Raw genomic sequence first — 26,000 nt, forward strand, 5'->3', positions numbered from 1 at the left:
CCATGAGCGACACCCATTTCGGTTTCCAGACCGTCGACGAATCGCAGAAAGCCGGCCGCGTGCGTGGCGTGTTCGATTCGGTCGCGTCGAAGTACGACGTGATGAACGACCTCATGTCGATGGGCCTGCACCGCGCCTGGAAAGCCTACACCGTGGCGGTGGCGAACCTGCGCGAAGGCCAGAGCGTGCTCGACATCGCCGGCGGCACCGGCGACCTGGCGCGCGCTTTCGCGAACAAGGTCGGGCCGCGTGGCACCGTCGTGCACACCGACATCAACGAAGCGATGCTGCGCCAGGGCCGCGACCGCCTGCTCGACGAAGGCCTCGTGCTGCCGACCGCGATCTGCGACGGCGAAACCCTGCCTTTCGCCACCGGCACCTTCGACCTGGTGAGTGTCGCCTTCGGCCTGCGCAACATGACCCACAAGGACAAGGCGCTGGCCGAGATGAACCGGGTTCTCAAGCCCGGCGCGCGTTTGCTGGTGCTCGAATTCTCGAAGGTCGCGCAGCCGCTCGCCAAGGCCTACGACTGGTACTCGTTCAAGGTGCTGCCACGCATCGGTGAACTGGTGGCGCGCGATGGCGAAAGCTATCGCTACCTGGCGGAGTCGATCCGCATGCATCCGGGCCAGGCCGAGCTGAAGACGATGATGAAGGCTGCCGGCTTCGGCCATGTGGACGTGCACAACCTCAGCGCGGGTGTGGTCGCGCTGCATGTGGGCATCAAGTGCTGAGCGGGCGGAGCGAGAAGCCGTGAAGACCCTGCCACAGCCCTTTACCGGCCGGCCGCGTGTCGGCCGATCGACGGCACCGACCGCCGTCTGCGTGGGCCTCGTGCTGGCGCTCGGCTGGCAGCCGGCGAACGCCGCCACGATGGGCACGGTGGCCGCCTCGCTGGGGTTTTTCGTCGCGCTCGCTGCGTTGCTGGTGAGCCAGGCCTTGCCGGCTCCACTGTCGGCCGAGGCCTTGCCGATGCTCGGCGTCGCCTTGCTGCTCAGTGCGGCGGCGGCCGTGCTCTGGGGGCTGCGCCGCGCACCGTTCGCCACGGGCCTGCGGTCGCTCGCGCCGCGCGCCGTGCTCTCGCCGGCAAGACCTGCGGCATCGCCAGCGGCGATCGCGCTGCCCGCCGGCTTCGATCACGACACGCTGCTTGCCGACCTGCGGCGCCAGTTCATCACACTGCAAGCGGCCTGGGACCGCCGTGAGGTCGAGGTGCTGCGCGCCTTGACCACCCCTGAAATGCTGTCCGAGCTCTGCACCCAGATGCCCGACTGCCAAGGCGCACCCAACCGCACCGAGGTGTTGACGCTGCAGGCCCGCTTGCTCGGCTTCGACGACGTCGGCGCGGGCTACCTGGCGAGCGTCGAGTTCTCGGGGATCATCCGCGAATGCGAAGAAACCGGCGCGCTGCCGTTCCGCGAGTTGTGGATGCTGGCGCGCCAGAAGAACGAAGCCGAAGGCTGGCGCCTCGCGCGCCAGCTCGACCTGCCCTGATCCAGGTCAGGCGGCGTCGAGTTCGGCCAGGCCGGGCGCCGCGGCGTCTTTGGCCGCCAGCAGCGGCGGCATGCCGACATCGGGCCAGGCGATCGCCAGCGCCGGGTCGTTCCAGCGCAAGGAGCGCTCGGCCTTCGGTTCGTAGTAGGCCGTGGTCTTGTAGAGAAAGTCGGCCGACTCGCTGAGCACCAGAAAACCGTGGGCCAGGCCCGGCGGCACCCACAACTGGCGGTGGTTGATGCCGCTCAGTTCCACGCCCACCCACTGCCCGAAGCTCGGGCTGGCGCGGCGGATGTCAACCGCCACGTCGAACACCAGGCCCTGCGTCACCCGCACCAGCTTGCCCTGCGCATGCGGCGCCAGCTGGTAGTGCAGGCCGCGCAACACGCCCTTGGCCGAGCGCGAGTGGTTGTCTTGCACGAAGTCGAGTTCGAGCCCCGTGGTGGCGTTGAAGGTCTTCTGGTTGAAGCTCTCCATGAAAAAGCCGCGCTCGTCGCCGAAGACACGCGGCTCGAGGAGCAGCACGTCGGCGATCGCGGTGGGGGTGATCTTCATCCCGTCTCTTTCGTGTCAGTAAACCTTGTCCTTCAGCAACCCTTGCAGGTACTGCCCGTAGCCGTTCTTCAGCATCGGCTGCGCCAGCGCTTCGAGTTGCTCGGCGCTGATCCAGCCCGAGCGGTAGGCGATCTCTTCGGGGCAGGCCACCTTCAGGCCCTGGCGCTTTTCGAGCGTGGCGATGAACTGGCTCGCTTCGAGCAGGCTGTCGTGGGTGCCGGTGTCGAGCCACGCATAACCGCGGCCCATGATCTCGACGCTGAGCTGGCCCTGGCGGAGGTATGCCGCGTTCACGTCGGTGATCTCGAGCTCGCCGCGTGCCGAAGGTTTGATCGCAGCGGCGATGTCGCAGACCTGCTCGTCGTAGAAGTACAGCCCGGTCACGGCGTAGTGGCTCTTCGGCGCCTTGGGCTTTTCTTCGATGCTGAGGGCGCGTTTGTGGTCGTCGAACTCGACCACGCCGTAACGCTCGGGGTCTTGCACGTGGTAGGCGAACACCGAGGCACCGGCGGTGCGGGCGGCCGCGCTTTCCAGCAGCTCCTGCAGCGCGTGGCCGTGGAAGATGTTGTCGCCGAGCACCAATGCGCTGGGGTTGCCGCCGACGAAGTTCTTGCCCAGGATGAAAGCCTGCGCCAGGCCGTCGGGGCTGGGCTGCACGCAGTAGCTGATGTTCACGCCCCAGCGTGCGCCGTCGCCGAGCAGGGCCTCGAAACGTGGCGTGTCTTGCGGCGTGCTGATCAGCAGGATGTCGCGCATGCCGGCCAGCATCAGCGCGCTCAGCGGGTAGTAGACCATCGGCTTGTCGTACACCGGCAGCAGCTGTTTGCTCATCGCCAGCGTGGCCGGGTGCAGGCGGGTGCCGGAGCCTCCGGCGAGGATGATGCCCTTGCGGTTCGGTGTGTTCATGGTCTTCATGTTCAGCCCAGCACTTCGGTCAACAGACGGTCGACGCCGGTCTGCCAGGTGGGCAGGGCCAGGCCGAAGCTGTCGCGCAGTTTTTGCGTGTTCATGCGTGAATTGCCGGGTCGTTTCGCGGGTGTCGGGAAGGCGCTGGTCGGCACCGGTTCGATGGCCTCGGGCGCGACCTTGATCGGCCGCCCGGCTGCGCGCGCGAACTCGATCACGTGGCGCGCGTAACCGTGCCAGGTGGTCTCGCCGGCGGCCACCGCGTGGTACGTGCCGGCAAGCTCAGCCCGTTGCGCCACAGTGCGCACGGCGTGGGCGGTGATGTCGGCCAGCATGTCGGCGCCCGTCGGTGCGCCGAACTGGTCGTCGATCACGGTCAGGCGCTCGCGTTCGGCCGCGAGCTTGAGCATGATTTTCGCGAAGTTGCCACCGCGGGCGCCGTAAACCCAGCTGGTGCGAAAGATCAGGTGCCGGCAGCCGCTGGCACGGACGGCTTCTTCGCCTTCGAGCTTGGTGGCCCCGTACACGTTGAGCGGGCCGGTGGTCGAGTCTTCGAGCCAGGGCGTGTTGCCGCTGCCGTCGAACACGTAGTCGGTGCTGTAGTGCACCAGCCAGGCGCCGAGCGTTTTCGCTTCGCGCGCCAGCACGGCCGGCGAACTGGCGTTCAGCGCGCGTGCGAGATTGGGCTCGCTTTCGCACTTGTCGACGGCCGTGTGTGCGGCCGCATTGACGATGAGCTGCGGCGCCACCGACCGCACCGTGGCGGCGAGCGACTCGGGCTTCGAGAAGTCGGCGCTCAGCGGGCCGGGGCTGTCGAAGTCGAGGGCCACCACCTCGCCCAGCACGGCGAGCGAGCGTTGCAGTTCCCAGCCGACCTGGCCGTTCTTGCCGAGCAGCAAGATCTTCATGCGCCGTACTGGGTTGCGACCCAGTCGCGGTAGGCGCCACTCTGCACCTGCGCCACCCAGTCGGGGTGGTCCAGATACCAGCGCACGGTCTTGCGGATGCCGGTCTCGAAAGTCTCGGCAGGCTTCCAGCCGAGTTCGCGTTCGATCTTGCGGGCGTCGATGGCATAACGTCGGTCGTGACCGGGGCGGTCGGCCACAAACGTGATCAGCCGCGCGTGGCTGCCCGCCGGGTCGGGGCGCATCTCGTCGAGCAGCGCGCACACGGTCTGCACGATCTCGATGTTCGGTTTCTCGTTCCAGCCGCCGATGTTGTAGACCTGCCCCGGCATGCCCCGCGCCAGCACCGCGCGGATCGCCGAGCCGTGGTCTTTCACGTACAGCCAGTCGCGGATCTGCTGGCCGTCGCCGTACACCGGCAGCGGCTTGCCGGCCAGGGCGTTGACGATCATCAGCGGGATCAGCTTCTCGGGGAAGTGGTACGGCCCGTAGTTGTTCGAGCAGTTGGTCGTGACGACCGGCAGGCCGTAGGTGTGGAACCAGGCGCGCACCAGGTGGTCGCTGGCCGCCTTGCTGGCCGAATACGGGCTGTTGGGTTCGTAGGGCCGCGTTTCGGTGAACGCCGCCTCGCCCTTGACCAGCGAGCCGTAGACCTCGTCGGTCGAGACATGGTGGAAGCGGAAGCCCGCCTTCGCATCGCCTTGCAGGCTCGACCAGTGGGCACGTGCCGCTTCGAGCAGCGTGAACGTGCCCTCGACGTTGGTCTTCACGAAGGCCGCCGGCCCGTGGATGCTGCGGTCGACATGGCTTTCGGCGGCAAAGTGCACCACCGCACGCGGCTTGTGCTGCGCGAACAGCCGGTCGAGCAACGCACGGTCGGTGATGTCGCCGTGCACGAACACGTGGCGCGCGTCGCCCTTCAGCGAAGCCAGGCTCTGCAGGTTGCCGGCGTAGGTGAGCGCGTCGAGGTTGAGCACCGGTTCACCGACCTGATCGATCCAGTCGAGGATGAAGTTCGCGCCGATGAAGCCGGCGCCGCCTGTGACAAGGATCATGGCGATGAGGGTGAAGTGGGGAAAGAAGGGCGGCTCAACCGGCCAGCCCGTTCGGGTTCATGTGCTGCCAGCGCCAGCTGTCCACACACATCGAGTCGAGGTCGCGCGTGGCGCGCCAGCCCAGCAGCTGGTTGGCCAGCGCCGGGTCGGCGTAGCAGGCGTCGATGTCGCCGGGGCGGCGCGCGACGATCTCGTAAGGCACTTCGCGCCCGCTCGCACGTTCGAAGGCGCGCACCAGTTCGAGCACGCTGCTGCCGCGCCCGGTACCGAGGTTGGCCACGATCGAGCCCTTGCCGGCGAGCAGGTGGCGCAGTGCCGCCACGTGGCCCTCGGCCAGGTCGCTGACATGGATGTAGTCGCGCACGCCGGTGCCGTCGACCGTGTCGTAGTCGTTGCCGAAGATGGCGAGGCGCGGGCGTTTGCCCACGGCCACCTGGCTGATGAAGGGCATCACGTTGTTCGGCGTGCCGCGCGGATCTTCGCCGATCAGGCCACTTTCGTGCGCGCCCACCGGGTTGAAGTAGCGCAGCGTCGCAATGGCCCAAGCCGGGTCGGAAGCCTGCAGGTCGCGCAACACCGTCTCGCCCATCAGCTTGGTGGCGCCGTAGGGGTTGGTGGCCGACAGGGCCGCGTCTTCGCGGATCGGCAGGCGTTCGGGCTTGCCGTAGACCGTGGCGCTGGAGCTGAACACCAGCGTTTTGCACTGGTGGCGCTCCATCGCGTGGCACACCGTGAACAGCCCGTTCAGGTTGTTGGCGTAGTAGGCCAGCGGTTTGGCCGCGCTTTCGCCCACCGCCTTGAAGGCCGCGAAGTGGACGACCGCGGCAATCGGTTCGCGGGCGAACACGGCATCGACGGCCGAGGCATCGCACACGTCGGCCTGGATGAAGTCGGGGGTGGTGCCGCCGAGCGTCTTCAGGCGTGTCAGCACCTCGGGCGAGCTGTTCGAGAAGTTGTCGATGCCCAGCACGCGGTAGCCGGCCCCCAACAGTGCGAGCCAGGTGTGCGAGGCGATGTACCCGGTGGCGCCGGTCAGCAGAACGAGGGGGTTTTTCATCTCGACGGGGTGGGGCTGGGGTGGGGCACTATCGTAGCGCTCGGGCTTCGCCGCGCGGCGCCGGCGCTCCCGGCCCGTTGCACACGCCGAGCAGAGGGCCGCCCACGGGGGCCGTGCCTACAATCGAATCATGCTCAACACCCTGCAAACGCTGCTCGGCCAGGCCACGATGGAGCGCGTCACGCTGTTCCTCAACCATGTGCTCGGGGTGGAGCCGGTCGCGATGCAGCGGCTTCAAAAACATGCTGGCCGCAGCGTGCAGATCGAAATGCAGGGCTGGCCCGGCGTGTTGCCGCCGCTGCCGCCGACCGGTTTTTTTATCACGGCGGCCGGCTTGCTGGAGTGGGCTGCCGGCGAAGCGCCTTCGTCGCCCGACCTGCGCGTGAGCATCGATGCTTCGAACCCGGCGCTGGCGGCGATGCAGGCGCTCAGCGGCGCGCGCCCGAGGGTCGAGGTGTCGGGCGATGCGGCCTTGGCCGCCGACCTGAACTGGCTTTTCGACAACCTGCGCTGGGACGTGCAGGACGACCTGGCGAACCTCGTCGGCCCGGTGCCGGCCCGCGAGATCACGCGCCTCGGAGGCGGCATCGCGGCCGGCTTGCGCGAGGCCGTGCGCACGCTCGGCGGGCTGGTTCAGCGCCGTCGCGACGCTGGCGCGCAGCGCCCATGAGGCACGTCGGCCGGCTGATCGTCATCTGCGTCACCGTCTTGCGCTACGGCCTGGACGAGCTCGCGCTGTCCAGTTTTCGCCAGCGCTGGGTGCGCGGCCTGGTGCGGGTGCTGACGATCGGGCGCCGGCTCGACGCGCCGCGCGGCGAACGCCTGCGCCTCGGGCTGGAGCGCCTCGGCCCCATCTTCGTCAAGTTCGGCCAGGTGCTGTCCACGCGCCGCGACCTGCTGCCCGAAGACCTGGCCGACGAACTCGCCAAGCTGCAGGACCGCGTGCCGCCGTTTCCTGCGGCGCAGGCACGCGCCCTGGTCGAAAAGGCGCTTGGCAAACGGATCGAAGAAGTCTTCGAACAGTTCGACGCCGAGCCGGTGGCCAGCGCTTCGATCGCGCAAGTGCATTTCGCGGTGCTCAAGGGTGGCCGCGAAGTGGCCGTGAAGGTCTTGCGCCCCGGCATGCTGGCCGCGATCGACGACGACCTGGCGTTGCTGCGCACGATCGCGGTCTGGGTCGAGCGCCTGTCGGCCGACGGCAAGCGCCTGAAGCCGCGCGAGGTGGTGGCCGAGTTCGACAATTACCTGCACGACGAACTCGACCTCGTGCGCGAGGCCGCCAACGCCGCGCAGCTGCGCCGCAACATGCAGGGTATCGAGCTGATCATGGTGCCCGAGATGGTGTGGGAGTTCTGCACCCAGAGCGTGATCGTGATGGAGCGCATGAAGGGCGTGCCGATCAGCCAGGTCGAGCGCCTGCGCGAAGCTGGTGTCGACATCCCGAAGCTCGCGCGCGACGGCGTCACGATCTTCTTCACGCAGGTGTTTCGCGACGGCTTCTTCCACGCCGACATGCACCCGGGCAACATCCAGGTCAGCGTGGCGCCCGAGACCTTCGGGCGCTACATCGCACTCGACTTCGGCATCGTGGGCACGCTGACCGAGGTCGACAAGGAATACCTGGCGCAGAACTTCATCGCCTTTTTCCGGCGCGACTACAAACGTGTGGCAGAACTGCACCTCGAAAGCGGCTGGGTGCCCGCCGGTACACGCGTCGATGAACTCGAAGGCGCGATCCGAGCCGTCTGCGAGCCGCACTTCGACCGGCCGCTCAAAGACATCTCGCTCGGGCAGGTGCTGTTGCGCCTGTTCCAGACTTCGCGGCGTTTCAACGTCGAGATCCAGCCGCAACTCGTGCTGCTGCAGAAGACACTGCTGAACGTGGAAGGCCTGGGCCGCCAGCTCGACCCCGAGCTCGACCTGTGGAACACCGCCAAGCCCTTCCTCGAACGCTGGATGCACCAGCAGGTCGGCTGGGAAGGCCTGGTCGAGCGGCTCAAGACCGAAGCGCCACGTTATGTGCAATTGCTGCCCGACCTGCCGCGGCTGGTTCATCAGGCCTTGCAACCGCGCACAGCGAACGAACTTCGCTTGCTCGAAACCCTGCTCACCGAGCAGCGCCGCACCCAGCGCTGGTTGCTGATCGCGGTGACCCTGATGAGCGGTGTGCTGATCGGGCTGGTGGCGGCGTACTTCGCGCTCCGGCTGCGTTAGGCCCTGCAGCGCCCTCCAGCGCTGCGCCCCGATCGTATAATTCGCGGTTTTCCTTTTCGAATCAAGGGCTTGGCCATGCCGATCTACGCCTATCGTTGCAGCGAGTGCGGGCACGCGAAAGACGTGTTGCAGAAGATGTCGGACCCGGTGCTCACGCAGTGCCCGGCATGTGGCGCGCAGTCCTTCACCAAGCAGGTCACCGCGGCGGGCTTTCAGCTCAAGGGCTCGGGCTGGTACGTGACCGACTTCCGCGGTGGCGACAAGCCGCCCGCCGCTGCCGGCGACGATTCGAAGAGCGCGCCCGCCAAGACCGACACCGCCGTGGCGCCCGCTGTCGCCGCCAAGACCGACGCGGCCGCGTCGGCGCCCGCACCGGCGGCGGCCGCACCCGTGGCTGCCCCTGCGCCGGCCGCCCCGGCCGCCGGCAGCAAGTGACCGACCCGCTCCGCACCCCAGGAATCGCGTGAAAAAATACCTCATCGCCGGCTTGCTCGTCTGGCTGCCGCTGGCCATCACCATCTGGGTGCTGCAGGCCGCGCTCGGCCTGCTCGACGGCGTGTTCAGCTGGTTCCTCAACGCCGGCAAGGCGGTGCTGCCGGTCGGCGCCGAACCACTGATCGACATGCTGCTGCGTGTGCCCGGCCTGGGTGTGATCGTGATGTTGCTGGGGTTGCTGCTGACCGGCATGTTCGCCACCAACATGCTGGGGCAGTGGGCCTTGCGCCAGGGCAGCCGCCTGCTCAGCAAGATCCCGATCGTCAAGTCGATCTACAGCTCGGTCAAGCAGGTGTCCGACACGCTCTTCTCGAGCAGCGGCAACGCCTTCCGCGAGGCGGTGCTGGTGCAGTACCCGCGCCAGGGCAGCTGGACGATCGCTTTCGTGACCGGCAAGCCCGGCGGCGAAGCCGCGCTGCACCTGCCTGGCGACTACCTGAGCGTGTACGTGCCGACCACGCCGAACCCGACCTCGGGCTTTTTCCTGATGGTGCCGCGCACCGACGTGATCGTGTTGCAGATGAGCGTCGACGAAGCGCTCAAGTACGTGATCTCGATGGGTGTGGTGGCGCCGCCGATGCCCGTGGTCGCGCCGAACGCAAACCTTGCGCTGCCGGCCCGAAATTGACCGGGCTGGGCGGTCCGGCACCCGCCCAGCCCCGAGGCCTGCCTTGCAGTGCCGCAGAGCCCACCGAGAACCCGAACCGCGGAGCCCGAGCGCTCCGCTTGTGCCCAACCAGCCTGCCAAGGGCAGTGGAGTGAATTCATGAGAACAACGTATTGCGGCCTCGTCAGCGAAACGCTGATGGGCCAGACCGTCACGCTGATGGGCTGGGCCCATCGCCGCCGCGACCATGGCGGCGTGATCTTCATCGACCTGCGCGACCGCGAAGGCATCGTGCAGGTGGTGTGCGACCCCGACCGCGCCGAGATGTTCAAGGTGGCTGAAGGCGTGCGCAACGAGTTTTGCCTGAAGATCACCGGCAAGGTGCGCGCACGCCCCGAAGGCACCGTCAACGCCAACATCACCAGCGGCAAGATCGAAGTCTTGTGCCTGGAGATCGAGGTGCTGAACCCCAGCATCACGCCGCCGTTCCAGATGGACGACGAAGGCCTCTCGGAAACCACGCGCCTCACGCACCGCGTGCTCGACCTGCGCCGCCCGACGATGCAGCGCAACATGATGCTGCGCTACCGCGTCAGCATGGAAGTGCGCAAGTTCCTCGACGCCAACGGCTTCATCGACATCGAAACGCCGATGCTCACCAAGAGCACGCCCGAAGGCGCACGCGACTACCTGGTGCCGAGCCGTGTGCACGAGGGCATGTTCTTCGCGCTGCCGCAGAGCCCGCAGCTCTTCAAGCAGCTGCTGATGGTGGCCGGCTTCGACCGCTACTACCAGATCACCAAGTGCTTCCGCGACGAAGACCTGCGCGCCGACCGCCAGCCCGAGTTCACGCAGATCGACATCGAGACCTCGTTCCTCACCGAGGAAGAGATCCGCACGATGTTCGAGGGCATGATCCGCAGCACCTTCCACCATGCCATCGGCGTGGAGCTGCCGGCCTTCCCGGTGATGACCTGGGGCGAGGCGATGCGCCGCTACGGTTCCGACAAACCCGACCTGCGCGTCAAGCTCGAATTCACCGAGCTGACCGACGTGATGGGCGACGTCGACTTCAAGGTCTTCTCGGCCCCGGCGCAGATGAAGGACGGGCGTGTGGTCGCGCTGCGCATCCCTGGCGGCGGTGAAATGAGCCGCGGCGAGATCGACGGCTACACCGAGTTCGTGAAGATCTACGGCGCCAAGGGCCTGGCCTGGATCAAGGTCAACGACGTGGCCAAGGGCCGCGAAGGCCTGCAGTCGCCGGTGGTGAAGAACCTGCACGACCAGGCGCTGGCCGAGATCATCAAGCGCAGCGGCGCGCAGAACGGCGACCTGCTGTTCTTCGGCGCCGACAAGGCCAAGATCGTCAACGACGCCATCGGCGCGCTGCGCGTGAAGGTCGGCCACAGCGAGTTCGGCAAGGCCCGCGGCCTGGCGCAGGGCGCGTGGGAGCCGCTGTGGGTCGTCGACTTCCCGATGTTCGAATACGACGACGGCGCGCAGCGCTGGAGCGCGGTGCACCACCCGTTCACCTCGCCGAAAGACGGCCACGAAGACTGGCTCGAGACCGACCCGGGGCGCTGCATCTCGAAAGCCTACGACGTGGTGCTCAACGGCATCGAACTCGGCGGCGGCTCGGTGCGTATCCACCGTGAAGACGTGCAGAGCAAGGTCTTCCGTGCGCTCAAGATCGACGCCGAAGAAGCGCAGCTCAAGTTCGGCTTCCTGCTCGACGCGCTGCAGTACGGTGCCCCGCCGCACGGCGGCATCGCGATCGGCCTCGACCGCTTCGTGATGCTGATGACCGGCGCCGAGTCGCTGCGCGACGTGATCGCTTTCCCGAAGACGCAGCGTGCGCAAGACCTGCTGACGAGCGCGCCGAGCGCGGTCGACGAGAAGCAACTGCGGGAACTGCACATCCGGCTGCGGAACGCGCAGGCGGCGGCGGGCTGATACCCCTTCGCCGGGGCTGATGCAGAATCAAAGGGCGCGGTTTTCGCGCTCTTTTTTTGGCCCGCCTTAGCGCCGTGAGCAAGCCTCCCAAGATCCCCGAATCCGTCCTCGTCGTGATCCACACCGCCGAGCTCGAGGTGCTGCTGATCGAGCGCGCCGACAAACCCGGCTACTGGCAAAGCGTGACCGGCTCGAAAGACCGCATCGACGAGCCGGGCATCGAAACGGCCATGCGCGAGGTGGCCGAAGAAACCGGCATCGTGGTCGGCTCGATCGACGTGCCGGCCCGCAACCTGCGTGACTGGCAGATGCACAACGTCTACGAGATCTACCCGACCTGGCGCCACCGCTACGCCACCGGCGTGACCCACAACACCGAGCACGTGTTCAGCCTGCAGGTGCCGCGTGATGTGCCGGTGAAGCTCGCGCCGCGTGAGCATCTTCGCCACCGCTGGCTCGGCTGGCAGGCCGCTGCCGAGGCCTGCTTCTCGCCGACCAACGCCGCGGCGATCCGGCGCCTGCCTGAATTGATCTGACCTGACCTGACCCGCATGCGCAGCACCCACGCCCATTCGACCCTGCAGCACCCGATCGACGTGTTGCGCGTGGCCACCTACAACATCCACAAGGGTGTGCGCGGCGTCGGCCCGCGCAAGCGGCTCGAGATCCACAACCTGGCGCTCGGCATCGAGGCGCTCGACACCGACCTGGTGTTCCTGCAGGAAGTGCGCTCGCTGAACCGCGCCGAGGCGAAGTACTTTCCCGACACCCACGTCGGCTGGCCGCGCATGCCGCAGGCCGACTACCTGGCGCCCGAAGGTTACGACGTGGCCTACCGCACCAACGCCACCACACGCCACGGCGAGCACGGCAACGCGCTGCTGTCGCGCTGGCCGCTCGGCGACATCGGCCACCACGACGTGTCAGACCACCGCTTCGAGCAGCGCGGCCTGCTGCACGTGCCGGTGCACTGGAACGGCGTGCTGGTGCACGCCATCGTCGCGCACTTCGGCCTGATGCACGCAAGCCGGGTGCGCCAGGTCGAGCGGCTCGCGCGTTTTATCGAAGCCGAGGTGCCGAAAGACGAGTTGCTGATCGTGGCCGGTGACTTCAACGACTGGGGCGAGAAGCTCGACCAGCAGATGCACGGCTTCAAGCTGCAACGTGCACGGGTTGCGGGCGACCCGCCGGCACGTTTCAACACTTTCCCGTCGCGCCTGCCGGTGTTCTCGATGGACCGCATCTACATGCGCGGCATGCGCTGCCTGTCGACTTCGGTGCCGCGTGGCGTGGCCTGGGCGCGCATGTCCGACCACCTGCCGCTGGTGGCCGAGCTGGCGCTCGAGTAGCCGGTGAGATGAACCGCGCGCTGCGGCCCGACCACCGCCTCACGCTGCTCAAGGGCAGCGAAGAGCTGTTCCCGGCGATGGCCGACGCGATCGCCGGTGCGCGCGCGCAAGTGCTGCTCGAAACCTACATCTTCCAGTTCGACCGCTCTGCGCTCGGCGTGGCCGAAGCGCTCGAACAGGCGGCCGCGCGCGGCGTGGCGGTGCGTGTCGTGGTCGACGGCGTGGGCACCGGTGACGTGCCTGCCGAATGGCAGCGGCGCTGGCGCGCGGCCGGGGTGCAGTGGGCCGTGTTCAACCCGGCACAAGGCTGGCGGTTGCTGCTGCCCAAGCGCTGGCGGCGCATGCACCGCAAGCTCTGCGTGGTGGACGGCGAAACCGCGTTCTGCGGTGGCATCAACCTGCTCGACGATTTTTTCGACCCGAACCACGGTGAACTCGACCAGCCGCGTTTCGACTTCGCGGTGCAGGTCACCGGCCCGCTCGTGGACGACGTGCACGACACGATGGCGCGCTTGTGGGCGCGCCTGCAGGTGACGCGTGAGGCGCGCGAGCGTGACTTCGAAGGCGCGCTGAGGGCGGTGCGCGAAGCAGCGCGTGCCGGCACCGACATGGCCACGGCCGGCGGCCCGAGCGTGATCGTCGGCACCGGCCGCCCGCGGCGCGGCGCGCTGGCATCGCTGGTGCTGCGCGACAACGTGCGCTTCCGGCGCAGCATCGAAGGCATCTACCGCGTCGCGATCGCGCAGGCGAAGAGCGAGATCCTCATCGCCAACGCCTACTTCATTCCCGGCGTGCAACTGCAGCGCGCCCTGCTGCGCGCGGCTCGGCGCGGTGTGCGCATCACGCTGCTGCTGCAGGCGAAGTACGAATACTTCATGCAGTACCACGCCAGCCGCGCCGTGTATGGCGTGATGCTGAACGCCGGCATTCGCATCATCGAATACGAGCCGAGTTTTCTGCACGCGAAGGTGGCGGTCATGGATTCTGGCAACGGCATGCTCGCCACCGTGGGCTCGTCGAATCTCGACCCGCTGAGCCTGCTGCTGGCACGCGAGGCCAACGTGTTCGTGCGCGACGATGTTTTTGCGGGCGAGCTGCGTGCGCACCTGGTCGACGCCATCGAGCACCAGGGCCGGCGGGTCGACCCGGCCGAGCACGGGCGCCGGCCGCTCGCTACGCGCACGCTCACCTGGGTGGCCTACGGTCTGATGCGCTTGCTGCTGCTGGTGAGCGGCAAGCGCTACTGAGCGCCACACGAGCATGGCCTCGATGCCGCCCGACGACCTGATCGTGCAGCGCCCCGAGGGCCTGTACTGCCCGGCCGGCGACTTCTACATCGACCCGTGGCGCCCGGTCGACCGCGCCGTGATCACGCACGCGCATGCCGACCATGCGCGGCGCGGCCACGCGGCCTACCTGGCCGCCGCGCCGGCCGAAGGCGTGCTGCGTTCGCGGCTGGGCGAGATCGATCTGCAGACCTTGCCCTATGGCGAGGTCATCGACCACTTCGGCGTGCGCCTGTCGCTGCACCCCGCCGGCCACGTGCTCGGCTCGGCCCAGGTGCGGCTCGAACACCGCGGGCGGGTGTGGGTGGCCTCGGGCGACTACTTCGTCGCCGGTGCCGATGCCGACGCGCGCGAAGACAACCCGACCTGCGCGCCCTTCGAGCCGGTGCGTTGCGACTGCTTCATCACCGAAAGCACCTTCGGCCTGCCCATCTACCGCTGGGCGCCACAGCGTGAGCTGTTCGCCGACATCGACCGCTGGTGGTCGGCCAACGCCGCGGCCGGACGTGCCAGCCTGCTGATGGGCTACAGCTTCGGCAAGGCGCAGCGCATCCTGGCGGGCGTGAATGCCGGCATCGGCCCGATCTTCGTGCACGGTGCGGTCGAGCCGCTGAACGAGGCGTATCGCGCGGCGGGTGTGACGCTGCCACCCACGGAGCTCGTCTCCAGCATCAAGGACAAGGCGAGCTTCAAAGGGGCGCTCGTGATCGCGCCACCGTCGGTGCAGAACTCGGCGTGGACGCAGCGCCTGGGCGATTTCAGCGACGCCTTCGCGAGCGGCTGGATGCAACTGCGCGGCGCGCGCCGGCGCCGTGCCGTCGACCGCGGCTTCGTGCTCAGCGACCATGCCGACTGGCCGGGCCTGCAGCGGGCCATCGCCGCCACCGGCGCGCAGCGCGTGATCGTGACGCACGGCTACGAAAGTGTGATGGTGCGCTGGCTCGCCGAGCAAGGCCTGCAAGCCGGGTCGTTCAACACCGAATACGGCGACGAACAAGAGGCGAGCGAAGAGGCGCGTGAAAGTGGTGCCGTCGAAGCACCCGCCGCAGCGTCATGAAGGCTTTTGCGCAACTCTTCAACGCGCTCGACGCGAGCACCGCCACCGGCGCCAAGGTCGACGCGCTGAAGGCCTACTTCGCGGTCGCACCCGCGGCCGACGCGGCCTGGGCCGTCTACTTTCTGGCCGGTGGCAAACCCCGCCAGGTCGTGCCCACCGCCGTGTTGCGTGCGCTCGCCTGCGAGCGTGCCGGCATCGCGCCGTGGTTGTTCGAAGAGGCCTACCAGGCGGTCGGCGACCTGGCCGAGACCATCGCCCACGTGCTGCCGCCGCCGGGCGCGCTCGGCGACCGAGGCCTGGCCGAATGGGTCGAGCAGCGCCTGTTACCGCTGCGCGGGCTCGACCCGCAGGAACAAGCGCAGCGCATCGCCGCGTACTGGGACGAGCTCGACACCACCGGCCGCTTCTTGCTCACCAAGCTGATCGGTGGCGGCTTCCGCGTCGGCGTGAGCAAGCTGTTGGTGCAGCGTGCGCTGGCCGAGCATGCCTCGCTCGACCCCAAGGTCGTGGCCCAACGCCTGATGGGCTACACCGACGCGAAGCAGGTGCCCGATGCCGCGCGCTTCGAGCAGATCGTTTCGCACACGAACAGCGGGCCGGCGGACGCGGGCCAGCCCTATCCATTCTTTCTGGCGCACCAGCTCGACGGCGGCGCCGACTCTTTCGAGGCGCGGCTCGGTCCGCCCGCCGACTGGCTGGTCGAATGGAAGTACGACGGCATCCGCGCGCAACTGGTCAAACGCGCCGGCACGGTGTGGGTCTGGTCGCGTGGCGAAGAACTGATGACCGACCGCTTCCCCGAGATCGTCGCGCTCGCCGCCGCGCTGCCCGACGGCACGGTGCTCGACGGCGAGATCGTGGTGTGGAAGGGCGCAGGGCCGGCGCCGTTCAACCTGCTGCAGCAGCGCATCGGCCGCAAGACGCTGAACAGACAAGTGTTGGCCGATGCGCCGGTTGCGTTCATCGCCTATGACCTGCTCGAGTGGCAAGGCGAAGACCAGCGCGCGCAGCCGCAATCGCTGCGGCGCACCCTGCTCGAAGCGTCCGTGCAGTCCGCGCCCGGCCTGCACCTTTCGCCCACCGAGCAACGCACGAGCTGGGCCGAGCTCGCGGCGCTGCGCGAAGAGTCGCGTGCCCGCGGTGTCGAGGGCTTCATGCTCAAGCACCGGGATGCGCGCTACGGCACCGGCCGCACCAAGAGCGACGGCACCTGGTGGAAGTGGAAGATCGAGCCGCTCAGCGTCGACGCGGTGCTGATCTACGCGCAGGCCGGCCACGGCCGTCGAGCCAGTGTCTACACCGACTACACCTTCGCGGTGTGGAACCGCACGCCGCGTGACGCGGCCGAGGCGCAGGCCGTGGTCGACGCCATCGCGCGGCGCGTGGCGCCGCAGCCCGACGCGCTGCAACTCGTGGCTTTCGCCAAAGCCTATTCCGGGCTCACCGACGCCGAGTTTCGCAGTGTCGACAAGGTGATCCGCGCCAACACGATCGAGAAGTTCGGGCCGGTGCGCAGCGTGAAGCCGTCGCTGGTGTTCGAGCTCGGTTTCGAAGGCATCAATCGCAGCCCGCGCCACAAGAGCGGCATCGCGGTGCGCTTTCCGCGCATGCTGCGCATCCGCGACGACAAGCCGCTGCACGAGGCCGACACCATGGCGCAGCTCGAAGCGCTGCTGGCGCTGGCGGGCTGAAGAAAAACCTTCAGCCGATGTTCAGCCGCGCCAGCACTTCGGGCGCGCCACTTCGTGAAGCCCTCAGCACCAGGCCTTCGCCGGAACCGGTGTTCTCGCCGGCCAGTTCCGACAACACGAACATGTGCGTGACCCAGACCTCGAACGGCCGGCCCGGTGCCGAGGCGTTCACCAGCGCCTGGCGCAACAGCTTCACGTGTTCGGCGTTGCGGGCTTCGCCGGCCGCGCGCGGTGACCCGAGCGCGGCCCAGGTTTCGGCCGCGCCGAAAGCGAGCGTGGCGGTGTCGACACAACGGCACCACGGGCTGCTGCGCACCCGTGCCGGCTTGAGCGACCGTGCAGCGAACCACGCGCCGACCGCGCGCGCCTGCGCGCGGCCCTCGTCGCTCAGGTTGCGCTGCGTGCTGCATTCGCCGATCTTGAAGCCGGGTGGGTCGAAAGTGCCGGGTGCCAGCGCGTGCCGCATGGCGAGCACCACGCCGCCGCTGCGCAAGGCGGCCTCGGCGTCAGCGGGCGCGGCGAAGAGGCGCTCGGCAGGCCAGGCCAGCGCGGCCGCGAGTGCGCTGCGCCTCAGCATGTCGGGGCGCGCCCGGTGGCCGGCGGAACGGGGTCAATCATGGGGTGACGAAGCATGCCGCAAATCATCGCCGCCCTTGTGCGGCAATGCACGTTCGGGCGCCAATCCGGGCCTGCAATGAGGGTCATGCTGGCCGACGGCGCTGGTTTGCGACGTTAGGATGGTCGCGCAAGACGGGGGGAGCGACGATGAATTCGATCCGGTCCAAGGTGGTGGGCGCGGTGGCTTTGGCGCTGGCAGGGGCTGCAAGCGCCGCGCCGCTGCCGACCGACGACAACGAACGCAGCTGCTGGCTGTTGCACACTCGGGAGCGCACGCGGCCGAGCCTCAAGGATCTGACCGACGTCGACTTCTCGAACCTGCGCAACGGCTACAAGGTCGCCTCGCCGATGCAGGTCGACTTTGCGGTGCGTGGCATGGGCGTGGTGCCGGCAGGCAAGGAACTCAAGGGCACCGGGCACCACCACATCCTGGTCGACACGCGCATGCCGCCGAGCGTCACCGACAAGCTGCCCTTCAACGACAACCATCGCCACTTCGGCAAAGGACAGACCTCGACGCTGCTCGATTTGCCGGCCGGCAAGCACACGCTGCGCTTGCTGTTCGCCGACCACGAGCACCGGCCTTACTTCGTGTTCAGCCCCGAAATCACCGTCGAGGTGCTCGGCCCGCGAAGCGCGGTGCCGCGGCCGAAGATCGAAGCCAGGAACTTCGATGCCAGCTGTGCCGCGTGGTACCAGGACGAGGTCTCGCGCCCGCGCCCGCCCGACGAGCCCTTGCACTTCACCAACGTGCGTGCTGGTGAAGCGCTGATCAGCCCCTTCAATGTGCGCATGGGTGTCGACGGTTTCGGTGTGTGCGCGAGGGGCCAGTCGGCCGAGAAGACCGGGTACTTCATGCTGGAAGTGCTGGCGCGCGCCGACCGCAAGCCGGCGCAGAGCTTCGACCTGTCGGGCGGCGCCACGCAGGCGAATGTGTTTGTCGGAGTCGGCTCTTACCTGCTGCGATTGCGCTTCGTCGACCCGGTGAGCGGCGCCGACCTGCTGCGCCCGCACGAACTGCCGGTGACCGTGACGCAGCAAGACCGGTTCTGAAACACCGGCCGGCCGGCGCCGGCACGTCAGCCGCGCAAGGTCCGCAGCACGGGTGCCGCGCGCAGCTGGCTCACTTCGATCCCGTTCCAGTTGCTCAGGTGCGCTTCGCTGAGAGAGCGCATCAACTGCGCGCTCTCGTCGTCGAGCGGCAGAAAAGCTTCGATCACGGCGGCCATCACCACCTCGCAGGCGCGCGCGTTGTTGCCGTCGTCGACCTTGATCGCCACGCCGAGCCCGAGCTCGGGCAAGGCGGCACAGAACACCCCCTCGGCGCCGACCTTGCAGAACACCCGCTCGCCCAACTGCTGCATCACACGCGTGTCGAACCGGCCGTTGCCCGCGACCATGTAAGGCGCTTTCGCCACGGCCGAGCGCAGGCGCCTGGCGGCCTGCGCGTGGCCGCTGCTCAGGCCGGTGCCGGTGCCCGTGCGTGCGAAAGCGTGGGCCAGGTGGCGCAGCGGGATCGCGTAGGTCGGGATCGAACAGCCGTCGGTGCCACGCGCTGTTCGTGCCAGGTCGAAACCGGTGGTGGCCTGCAGCGAAGCTGTCACTTCGCGCATCACCGGGTGCTCGGGGCCGACGTAGCCGCGCACGTACTGACGAAGGTTGGGGCCGCCGCCGTGCAGTGCACACGCCAGGCACAGGAAGCCGGCGTGTTTGCCGGAACAGTTGTTGTGCAGCGCGCTCGGTTCGCGGCCTTGCACGGCGAGCGTGCGTGCGGCCGATTCGAGGTAGGGCCAGTGCGCGCCGCACTCGAGCGCATCAACGTCGAGGCCGGCCTTGGCGAGCATCTTCGCGACCGTTTGCGCATGCACTTCTTCGCCACCGTGCGAGGCGCAGGCGATGGCCAGTTCTTCGTCGGTGAGGTCGAGTTGCCCGGCCGCGCCGCTGGCCACGAGCGGCAGCGCCTGCAGCAGCTTCACGGCCGAACGCGGAAAGATCGGGTGTTCGATGTCGCCGAGCTGCGCCACCACGGCGCCGTCGGCGTCGAGCACCGCGAGGGCACCACGGTGGCACGACTCGAGCACACCACCACGCATCACTTCGACAAGCAGAGGGTTCATGCGCCGAACTGTAGCGCGCGTGGCGTGCCCGACAATCGAGCCGCATGTCTGCCACCGCGCTCGCCCTCGTCGTCACCGCCGCGCTGCTGCATTCGATCTGGAACATCGTTGCCAAGAAAGCCGGTGGCGACGACCGCTTCGCGCTGATCACCGCGCTGATGCTCGTCACGCTGTGGGCGCCCGTCGGCGTGTGGGCCTGCTGGGGTGTGCTGCCGGGCTGGGGATGGCTCGAATGGGGCGTGCTGCTGGGCAGCGCGGTCGTGCACCTCGTGTACTTCTCGACCTTGTTGCGGGGCTACCGGCTGTCTGACCTGACGGTCGTGTACCCGCTGGCGCGCGGCACCGGGCCGCTGCTCAGTTCGCTCGGTGCGGTGCTGTTGCTGGGCGAACGGCTGAGTGTTGTCGGCATGCTCGGGGTGGCGGCCGTCACCTTCGGTGTGTTCTTCATCGCCGGCGGCCCGGGCTTGTGGGCCAAGGTGCACGACCCGGCGCAGCGCCAGCGCGTGCGCACCGGCCTGGCCTACGGCGCCACCACCGGTGCGTTGATCGCCGGCTACACGCTGATCGACGCCTACGCGGTGAAGGTGCTGCTGCTGTCGCCGATCGTGGTCGACTATGTGGGCAACCTGTTCCGCGTGCCTTTCCTGCTGCCGGCCGCGCTGCGCGACCCGGCCGCCTTCAGGCAGGCCTGGCACATGCAGTGGCGCTACGCGCTGGTGGTGGCCGTGCTCGGGCCGCTGGCCTACGTGCTGGTGCTGTACGCGGTGCGCCTGGCGCCGCTCAGCCACGTGGCACCGGCACGCGAGGTGTCGATGCTGTTCGCGGCGCTGATCGGCGGGCGGCTGCTGGGCGAAGGCGACCGGGGCCTGCGCATCGCCGGTGCGGCCTGCATCGCGGCCGGTGTGGTGGCGCTCGCGCTTGGGTAGAGTCGCTTGATGACTTCACCGACCACTCTGCTCGCCGGCGTCGACTTCAGCAGCAACCCGAGCAAGAAGAAGCCGATCACCGTGGCGCTCGGCCACCTGGCGGGCGCGGTGCTCAAGCTCGCGCGTCTCGAAGCCTTCACCACGCTCGACGCCTATGCCGCCTGGCTCGCCACACCCGGCCCATGGCTCGGGGCGTTCGACTTCCCGTTCGGGCTGCCGCGGGCGTTCGTCGAGGCGCATGCGCTCGGCAGCAGCGCGCAAGAAGTCATCCACAACGTGCATGCCCGTTGCCCCAGCCGCATGCAGTGGCGCGGTTTCATCGACGCCTGGGGCAACACGCAGCCCGCCGGCCAGCGCCTGCTGCACCGACGCACCGACACGGCGTTGCAGGGTCTGAGTTCGACGAGCCCGCTGCAGACACGCTACGTGCCGGTCGGCTTCATGTACTACGAAGGCGTGGCGCGTTTGCTCGGCGCGGGCGTGACGCTGCCGCAGATGCACGCCGGCGACCCGGAGCGTTTGGCGGTGGAGGGGTACCCGGGCCTGCTGGCCCACGAACTGATCGGCCGGCGCTCGTACAAGAACAAGGACGAACCCGAGCGCCTGATCGCGCGCAAGGAGATGCTCGATGCGCTCGAACAAGGCCGCAGCACGCGGCTCGGTTTGCGCTTGCGCCTGACGCATGCACAACGAGACCACGTGATCGACGACGCCAGCGGCGACCGCCTCGACGCGGTGTTGTGCCTGATGCAGGCGGGCTGGGCCAGCACGCGGCCCGGCTGCGGCTTGCCCGAGGGGATCGACCCGGTCGAGGGCTGGATCGTGAGCGCCTGACGTCGCGATCGACCCGGCGCGGCTATGATCAAAACGGGCTCCCGGCCCGCCGTTGTCGCACCCGCCTGACCGCCACGAAAGGACCGAGATGTTCACGAACTCCCTGGCTTGCCGAGCCCGTCTTTTGGCATTCTTCGGTGTGGTGCTGCTGGCCCTCGGGGCCACGCCGCCGGCGCAGGCCCAAGGCGGCGCAGAGCGCTGGCAGCGCTGCTCGGGGCAGGACGAGATCTGTCGCGTGCCCGGCCCGGCCACGGTGCGTTATGGCGCCGACGGGCGCTACGCCTACAAGTCGGTGCGCAGCCGCATCATGTGCGACGAGCAGGAATTCGGCGACCCGTTCTACGGCCAACCCAAGCAGTGCGACTACTCGCTCGACAGCGACGGCCGGCCCGTGCCCGGAGACCCGTCGGGCGGTGACTGGGTGCAGTGCGCGACCGAAGGCCAGCCCTGTCGCTTCCAGGGCGTGGCGCGCGTGCGCTACGGCACCGACAACCGCTACGTGTACCGCAATGCCCGCAACGAGATCTTGTGCAGCGTCAAGGTCTTCGGCGACCCGGCCTATGGCAAGCACAAGGCCTGCGAGTACCAGGTTCAGCAGTACACCGGGCCGCTGCGCCCGGAAGGCGGCTGGGAGTTCTGCGCCAGCGAAGGCGGCTTCTGCAACTTCAGCGGCCCGGGCGAAGTGCGCTACGGCGCCCAGGGCCAGTTCCTGACCCGTCGTGCCATCAACGGCATGCCGTGCAACGTGCAGGCCTTCGGGCGCGACCCGATCTACGGCAAGGCCAAGCAGTGTTTCGTGCGCAGCGGCCGCTGAGCAACTGACGGCGGTGGCCGGTGCGTTGCCGGCCGACGGCGCGCGCTTCGATCGCATCGCCGGCCTCTGCTAAGGTCGGCCGATGCATGCGTTCAACCTGGTGTTGTTGGCCGCGGGCCTGCTGGTCTTCACCAGCCTGCTCGCCGGCGTGGTGTCGACGCGCCTCGGCTTGCCTTTCCTGCTGGTCTTCCTGGTCGCCGGCATGCTGGTCGGCGTGGACGGCCCGATGGGCGTGTCGTTCGACAACGCGCCGCTCGCGGCCTGGGTCGGCAACGCGGCGCTCGCGGTGATCCTGCTCGAAGGCGGCATCAGCACGCGCATGCAGACCTTTCGCGCCGGCTTGCGACCCGCGCTGCTGCTGGCCACGGTGGGCGTGCTGCTCACGGCCGGCATCGTGGCTGCGGTCGCGGTGTGGGTGATGAAGGTCGACTGGCGTTACGGCCTGCTGCTCGGCGCCATCGTCGGCTCGACCGACGCTGCTGCCGTGTTCTCGGTGCTGCGCCAGACCGGTTTGCGACTGGACGAGCGGGTCTCGGCGACGCTCGAACTCGAGTCGGGCTTGAACGACCCGATGGCGGTGTTTCTCGTGCTCGCATTGATCGCCACGATCAAGACCGATGCGGGCTTCGGTGACGCGCTCTGGTTGCTGGCGCGCCAGATCGGCTTCGGTGCCGCGATTGGCCTGGCCGGTGCGTGGGCGGTGGCGGGGTTGTTGCGCCGTTTGCCGCTCACGGTGGAACACGGTGCAGTGCTGTCGCTGATCATCGTCTCGGCGGGCCTCGCGGTGTTCGCCGCGTCGGGCCTGGTCGAAGGCTCGGGCTTTCTCGCAATCTACCTGTTCGGCCTGCGCGTGCGCGCGAATGCCGAGCAGGCGGCCCATGCGGCGTCGTCGGCGCTCGACGGTTTTGCCTGGGCCGCGCAGGCCACCATGTTCCTGCTGCTCGGCCTGCTGGTCGCGCCGCACGACATGCTGGCCCACATCGTGCCCACGCTCGCCGTGGCGGCCGCGCTGATCTTCGTGGCACGGCCGCTGTCGGTGTGGTTGTGTCTGTGGCCCATGCGCTTCGGCCCGCGGCAGCGGCTGTTCGTGGGCTGGGTCGGCCTGCGCGGTGCGGTGCCGATCGTGCTGGCCTTGTTCCCGCTGATGGAGAAGGTGCCCGACAGCTACCGCTTCTTCAACGTCGCTTTTGCGGTGGTGCTGGCTTCGCTGCTGCTGCAGGGCACCACGCTCGCTCGCGTGGCGCAATGGCTGAAGGTGGTCGAGCCGCCCGAGCAACCGCCGCAGGAGCACCGCGCCGTGCAGGGCCGGCTCACGCTCGACGCCGAACTGCCGCTCGCCGATGTGTGCGCGTTCTTCCAGCTGCCGCTGCCGCCGGGTGGTGGCCTCACGCTGCGCGACTGGCTGACCGACAAGCTCGCACGCGACGCCGTCGAGGGCGACGGCATCGACTGGCACGGCGCGCACTTTCGCGTGATCAACGTGCACGAAGGGCGCATCGCGCGTGTCGGCCTGGCGCTCGCCCCGAAAGGCGTGCCGGCATCGTGATTGCGGGGGCCGATTCGTCCGCTGCGGCCGAAGCCTGGTTTGCACAGCGCGGCTGGGCGCCGTTCGCCTTTCAGCGCGAGGTGTGGGCCGCGATGGCGGCGGGCCAGAGCGGCCTGCTGCACGCGAGCACCGGCTCGGGCAAGACCTTCGCGGTGTGGTTCGGTGCGCTCGCTCGCGCGGCGGCCTTGAAGCTGCCGGAGCCCGGCCCGCACGCACCACCGCTCGGTGTGTTGTGGCTCACGCCGATGCGCGCGCTCGCGGCCGACTCGGCGCGTGCGATGCAGGAGCCGCTCGCCGAGATCGGCTCGCGCTGGAGCGTGGGCAAACGCACCGGTGACACGCCGCCCGCCGAGCGTGCGCGCCAGGACCGGCGCTTTCCGACCGCGCTCGTCACCACGCCCGAGTCGCTGAGCCTGATGCTCACGCGCGAGAACGCGCGCGAGGAGCTGAACAGCGTGCACACCGTGATCGTCGACGAGTGGCACGAGCTGATGGGCAACAAGCGCGGTGTGCAGGTGCAGCTCGCGCTCGCGCGGCTGCGGCGCTGGAACCCGCAGCTCGTGGTCTGGGGCTTGAGTGCCACGCTCGGCAACCTGCCCGAAGCGATGCAGGTGTTGCTCGGCCAGCATGCCGGGGTGATGGTGCAGGGCCGCATCGACAAGACGCTGGTGATCGACACGTTGCTGCCCGACAACCCCGGGCGTTTTTCGTGGGGCGGGCACCTCGGCAAGCAGATGCAGCTGCCGGTGGTGGCCGAGATCGAGAAGTCGAGCAGCACGCTCGTGTTCGTGAACGTGCGCTCGCAAGCCGAGATCTGGTACCAACTGCTGCTGCAGGAAAAGCCGGAATGGGCAGGCTTGGTCGCGCTGCACCACGGCTCGCTCGACAAGGAGGTGCGCGAGTGGGTCGAGCTCGGCCTGAAGGAAGGGCGGCTGAAGGCGGTGGTGGCCACCTCGTCGCTCGACCTGGGCGTGGACTTCCTGCCGGTCGAGCGCGTGCTGCAGATCGGCTCGGCCAAGGGCATCGCCCGCCTGCTGCAACGCGCCGGCCGCAGCGGCCACGCGCCGGGGCGCGCCAGCCGCATCACGCTCGTGCCGACCAACACGCTCGAGCTGGTCGAGGCGGTGGCGGCACGGCGCGCCGCGCAGGCCGGGCGGATCGAAAAACGAGCGACGCCGGAGAAGCCGCTCGACGTGCTGGTGCAGCACCTCGTCACGGTCGCGCTCGGCGGCGGCTTCAAGGCGAACGAGCTGTTCACGGAAGTGCGCACGGCACACGCCTACCGCAAGCTCACGCGCGACGAGTTTCAATGGGCGCTCGACTTCGTGGAGAAGGGCGGTTCGAGCCTGGCCGCCTACCCCGAGTACCACCGCGTGCAGAAGGTCGGTGCGCTCTACCGCGTGCCCGACCGCGGCATCGGCCGGCGCCACCGCCTGCAGGTGGGCACGATCGTCTCGGAGTCGTCGATGACCGTCTCCTACCTGAGTGGCGGGCGCATCGGCACGATCGAAGAAGGTTTCATCGCGCGGCTGCGCGCCGGTGATTGCTTCGTGTTCGGCGGCCGCTTGCTCGAATACATCCGCACGCAAGACATGACGGCGTATGTGAAACGGGCGGAGAAAAGCAAGGGCATGGTCACAAGCTGGGCCGGCGCGAAGATGCCCCTCTCGAGCGAGCTGGCCGACGCGGTGCTGGGCGTGCTGGCGGGCGTGGCGCAGGGCGACTTCTTCGAGCCCGAACTGCAGGCTGCGCAGCCGATGCTGCAGACGCAGCTGCGTCTGTCGAAACTGCCGACACCCCCAACGCTTCTGATCGAGCGTTTTCATTCGCGCGAAGGCCAGCACCTGTTCATCTACCCCTTCGCCGGCCGCAACGCGCACATCGGCCTGGCCAGCCTGCTGGCCTGGCGGCTTGCGAAAGACGCGCCCAACACCTTCAGCCTGTCGATCAACGACTACGGGCTGGAGCTGTTGAGTGCCTTGCCGATCGACCCGGCGCCGTTGCTCGACCAGTCGCTGTTCAGCGAAGAAGACCTGCTGCACGACGTGCTCGCCAGCCTGAACTCGAGCGAGCTGGCGCGCCGCCGCTTCCGCGAGATCGCGCGCGTGGCCGGCCTGGTGTTCACCGGCTACCCGGGCCAGCCCAAGAGCACGCGCCAGTTGCAGGCATCGAGCTCGCTGTTCTACGAAGTGTTCATGAAATACGATGCCGACAACCGCCTGCTCGGCCAGGCGCAGACCGAAGTGTTGAGCCAGGAGCTTGACATTCGCCGCCTCGCCGCCAGCTTGAAGCGCATGCGCGCGCAGCGGGTCCAATTCGTCGAGCTGGCGGTGCCGAGCCCGTTTGCGCTGCCGCTGCTGGTGGAGCGCTTTCGCGAAAAACTGACCACTGAAAAGCTGAACGACAGGCTGAACCGCATGCTGATCGACATGGAACGAGCTGCCGACGCCAGTGCGGCCGGTGCTCCCGCAGCACGCCCGCGGCGCCGGCGCGTGATGAAGGCGGGCGCATGAAGCTCGCC

Annotated in this window: 25 protein-coding genes; 18 read left to right on the forward strand and 7 right to left on the reverse strand. The window is 68.5% G+C overall.

All coding sequences use genetic code 11. From position 1 onward, the window contains the following. The first annotated feature begins 2 nt into the window (after positions 1-2). Together ubiE and AC30PD_RS17340 are read left to right on the forward strand one after the other, a co-directional pair. Positions 3-734 carry a bifunctional demethylmenaquinone methyltransferase/2-methoxy-6-polyprenyl-1,4-benzoquinol methylase UbiE gene (gene ubiE, locus AC30PD_RS17335; RefSeq protein WP_489536916.1) on the forward strand — a complete coding sequence of 244 codons (732 nt, stop codon included), beginning with the start codon at positions 3-5 and terminating at the stop codon, positions 732-734. Positions 735-753: 19 nt separating this feature from the next. After that, positions 754-1,494 (forward strand): TIM44-like domain-containing protein, encoded by a 741-nt coding sequence (locus AC30PD_RS17340; protein WP_489536917.1) that lies wholly within the window; start codon positions 754-756, stop codon positions 1,492-1,494. Between the two features lie 6 nt (positions 1,495-1,500). Here AC30PD_RS17340 and rfbC read toward each other — a convergent pair whose 3' ends face one another. The 5 genes from rfbC to galE are packed head-to-tail and all read right to left on the reverse strand — an operon-like array spanning position 1,501 to position 5,972. Continuing rightward, on the reverse strand, positions 1,501-2,049 hold the full coding sequence (rfbC, locus tag AC30PD_RS17345) for a dTDP-4-dehydrorhamnose 3,5-epimerase (protein ID WP_489536918.1): 549 nt from the start codon (positions 2,047-2,049) through the stop codon (positions 1,501-1,503). Between the two features lie 15 nt (positions 2,050-2,064). Then, the gene (gene rfbA, locus AC30PD_RS17350; protein ID WP_489536919.1) at positions 2,065-2,955 is read right to left on the reverse strand and encodes a glucose-1-phosphate thymidylyltransferase RfbA; all 891 of its coding nucleotides are present in this window, start codon (positions 2,953-2,955) and stop codon (positions 2,065-2,067) included. Positions 2,956-2,966: 11 nt separating this feature from the next. Then, complete coding sequence (gene rfbD / locus AC30PD_RS17355) at positions 2,967-3,863, reverse strand: dTDP-4-dehydrorhamnose reductase (RefSeq protein WP_489536920.1); 897 nt, start codon at positions 3,861-3,863, stop codon at positions 2,967-2,969. Next, positions 3,860-4,915, reverse strand: a complete 1,056-nt coding sequence (gene rfbB, locus AC30PD_RS17360) for a dTDP-glucose 4,6-dehydratase (protein WP_489536921.1) — start codon at positions 4,913-4,915, stop codon at positions 3,860-3,862. The genes rfbD and rfbB overlap by 4 nt, the downstream gene beginning before the upstream one ends. A 34-nt stretch (positions 4,916-4,949) precedes the next feature. Next, positions 4,950-5,972, reverse strand: a complete 1,023-nt coding sequence (galE, locus tag AC30PD_RS17365; RefSeq protein ID WP_489536922.1) for a UDP-glucose 4-epimerase GalE — start codon at positions 5,970-5,972, stop codon at positions 4,950-4,952. A 130-nt stretch (positions 5,973-6,102) separates the two neighbouring features. On the opposite strand from galE, the gene AC30PD_RS17370 reads away from it, so the two are divergent. The 10 genes from AC30PD_RS17370 to AC30PD_RS17415 all read left to right on the forward strand — a co-directional run bounded on the left by AC30PD_RS17370 (position 6,103) and on the right by AC30PD_RS17415 (position 16,624). Further along, the gene (locus AC30PD_RS17370) at positions 6,103-6,642 is read left to right on the forward strand and encodes a hypothetical protein (RefSeq protein WP_489536923.1); all 540 of its coding nucleotides are present in this window, start codon (positions 6,103-6,105) and stop codon (positions 6,640-6,642) included. Further along, positions 6,639-8,186 (forward strand): ubiquinone biosynthesis regulatory protein kinase UbiB, encoded by a 1,548-nt coding sequence (gene ubiB / locus AC30PD_RS17375; protein ID WP_489536924.1) that lies wholly within the window; start codon positions 6,639-6,641, stop codon positions 8,184-8,186. The genes AC30PD_RS17370 and ubiB overlap by 4 nt, the downstream gene beginning before the upstream one ends. 75 nt (positions 8,187-8,261) lie before the next feature. Next, the gene (locus tag AC30PD_RS17380) at positions 8,262-8,621 is read left to right on the forward strand and encodes an FmdB family zinc ribbon protein (RefSeq protein ID WP_489537054.1); all 360 of its coding nucleotides are present in this window, start codon (positions 8,262-8,264) and stop codon (positions 8,619-8,621) included. A gap of 28 nt (positions 8,622-8,649) precedes the next feature. After that, positions 8,650-9,309, forward strand: coding sequence for a DUF502 domain-containing protein (locus tag AC30PD_RS17385; RefSeq protein WP_489536925.1), 660 nt, complete (start codon positions 8,650-8,652; stop codon positions 9,307-9,309). 138 nt (positions 9,310-9,447) lie between these two features. Further along, positions 9,448-11,241: an aspartate--tRNA ligase gene (aspS, locus tag AC30PD_RS17390; protein WP_489536926.1), complete on the forward strand. Its 1,794-nt coding sequence runs from the start codon at positions 9,448-9,450 to the stop codon at positions 11,239-11,241. 74 nt (positions 11,242-11,315) lie between these two features. Continuing rightward, positions 11,316-11,777, forward strand: coding sequence for a dihydroneopterin triphosphate diphosphatase (nudB, locus tag AC30PD_RS17395; RefSeq protein ID WP_489536927.1), 462 nt, complete (start codon positions 11,316-11,318; stop codon positions 11,775-11,777). A 15-nt stretch (positions 11,778-11,792) separates the two neighbouring features. Beyond that, a complete protein-coding gene (locus tag AC30PD_RS17400; protein ID WP_489536928.1) occupies positions 11,793-12,590 on the forward strand; it encodes an endonuclease/exonuclease/phosphatase family protein in 798 nt (265 codons plus the stop codon). A gap of 8 nt (positions 12,591-12,598) precedes the next feature. Beyond that, on the forward strand, positions 12,599-13,837 hold the full coding sequence (clsB, locus tag AC30PD_RS17405; RefSeq protein ID WP_489536929.1) for a cardiolipin synthase ClsB: 1,239 nt from the start codon (positions 12,599-12,601) through the stop codon (positions 13,835-13,837). Between the two features lie 22 nt (positions 13,838-13,859). Next, complete coding sequence (locus AC30PD_RS17410; RefSeq protein WP_489537055.1) at positions 13,860-14,933, forward strand: ligase-associated DNA damage response exonuclease; 1,074 nt, start codon at positions 13,860-13,862, stop codon at positions 14,931-14,933. Continuing rightward, the gene (locus AC30PD_RS17415) at positions 14,930-16,624 is read left to right on the forward strand and encodes an ATP-dependent DNA ligase (protein ID WP_489536930.1); all 1,695 of its coding nucleotides are present in this window, start codon (positions 14,930-14,932) and stop codon (positions 16,622-16,624) included. Before AC30PD_RS17410 ends, AC30PD_RS17415 begins: the two co-directional genes overlap by 4 nt. A gap of 10 nt (positions 16,625-16,634) precedes the next feature. Here AC30PD_RS17415 and AC30PD_RS17420 read toward each other — a convergent pair whose 3' ends face one another. Continuing rightward, positions 16,635-17,201, reverse strand: coding sequence for a histidine phosphatase family protein (locus AC30PD_RS17420; RefSeq protein ID WP_489536931.1), 567 nt, complete (start codon positions 17,199-17,201; stop codon positions 16,635-16,637). A gap of 188 nt (positions 17,202-17,389) precedes the next feature. Between AC30PD_RS17420 and AC30PD_RS17425 the strand changes: the two genes are divergently transcribed. After that, a complete protein-coding gene (locus AC30PD_RS17425) occupies positions 17,390-18,295 on the forward strand; it encodes a DUF4399 domain-containing protein (RefSeq protein ID WP_489536932.1) in 906 nt (301 codons plus the stop codon). A gap of 26 nt (positions 18,296-18,321) precedes the next feature. Here AC30PD_RS17425 and AC30PD_RS17430 read toward each other — a convergent pair whose 3' ends face one another. Continuing rightward, a complete protein-coding gene (locus AC30PD_RS17430) occupies positions 18,322-19,359 on the reverse strand; it encodes an asparaginase (protein WP_489536933.1) in 1,038 nt (345 codons plus the stop codon). 44 nt (positions 19,360-19,403) lie between these two features. Between AC30PD_RS17430 and AC30PD_RS17435 the strand changes: the two genes are divergently transcribed. The 5 genes from AC30PD_RS17435 (at position 19,404) to AC30PD_RS17455 (ending at position 25,992) form a co-directional block, all read left to right on the forward strand. Further along, positions 19,404-20,285, forward strand: a complete 882-nt coding sequence (locus AC30PD_RS17435; protein WP_489536934.1) for an EamA family transporter — start codon at positions 19,404-19,406, stop codon at positions 20,283-20,285. A gap of 9 nt (positions 20,286-20,294) precedes the next feature. Further along, positions 20,295-21,119 (forward strand): DUF429 domain-containing protein, encoded by an 825-nt coding sequence (locus tag AC30PD_RS17440; RefSeq protein ID WP_489536935.1) that lies wholly within the window; start codon positions 20,295-20,297, stop codon positions 21,117-21,119. Positions 21,120-21,207: 88 nt separating this feature from the next. Then, positions 21,208-21,933 carry a hypothetical protein gene (locus AC30PD_RS17445; RefSeq protein WP_489536936.1) on the forward strand — a complete coding sequence of 242 codons (726 nt, stop codon included), beginning with the start codon at positions 21,208-21,210 and terminating at the stop codon, positions 21,931-21,933. 82 nt (positions 21,934-22,015) lie between these two features. Beyond that, the gene (locus AC30PD_RS17450) at positions 22,016-23,479 is read left to right on the forward strand and encodes a potassium/proton antiporter (protein ID WP_489536937.1); all 1,464 of its coding nucleotides are present in this window, start codon (positions 22,016-22,018) and stop codon (positions 23,477-23,479) included. After that, the gene (locus AC30PD_RS17455) at positions 23,476-25,992 is read left to right on the forward strand and encodes a ligase-associated DNA damage response DEXH box helicase (RefSeq protein ID WP_489536938.1); all 2,517 of its coding nucleotides are present in this window, start codon (positions 23,476-23,478) and stop codon (positions 25,990-25,992) included. The genes AC30PD_RS17450 and AC30PD_RS17455 overlap by 4 nt, the downstream gene beginning before the upstream one ends. The last annotated feature ends 8 nt before the right edge of the window (positions 25,993-26,000 follow it).

The organism is Rhizobacter sp., from assembly GCF_032229685.1.
In the GTDB taxonomy this organism is placed as follows: Bacteria; Pseudomonadota; Gammaproteobacteria; order Burkholderiales; family Burkholderiaceae_C; genus LMDS01.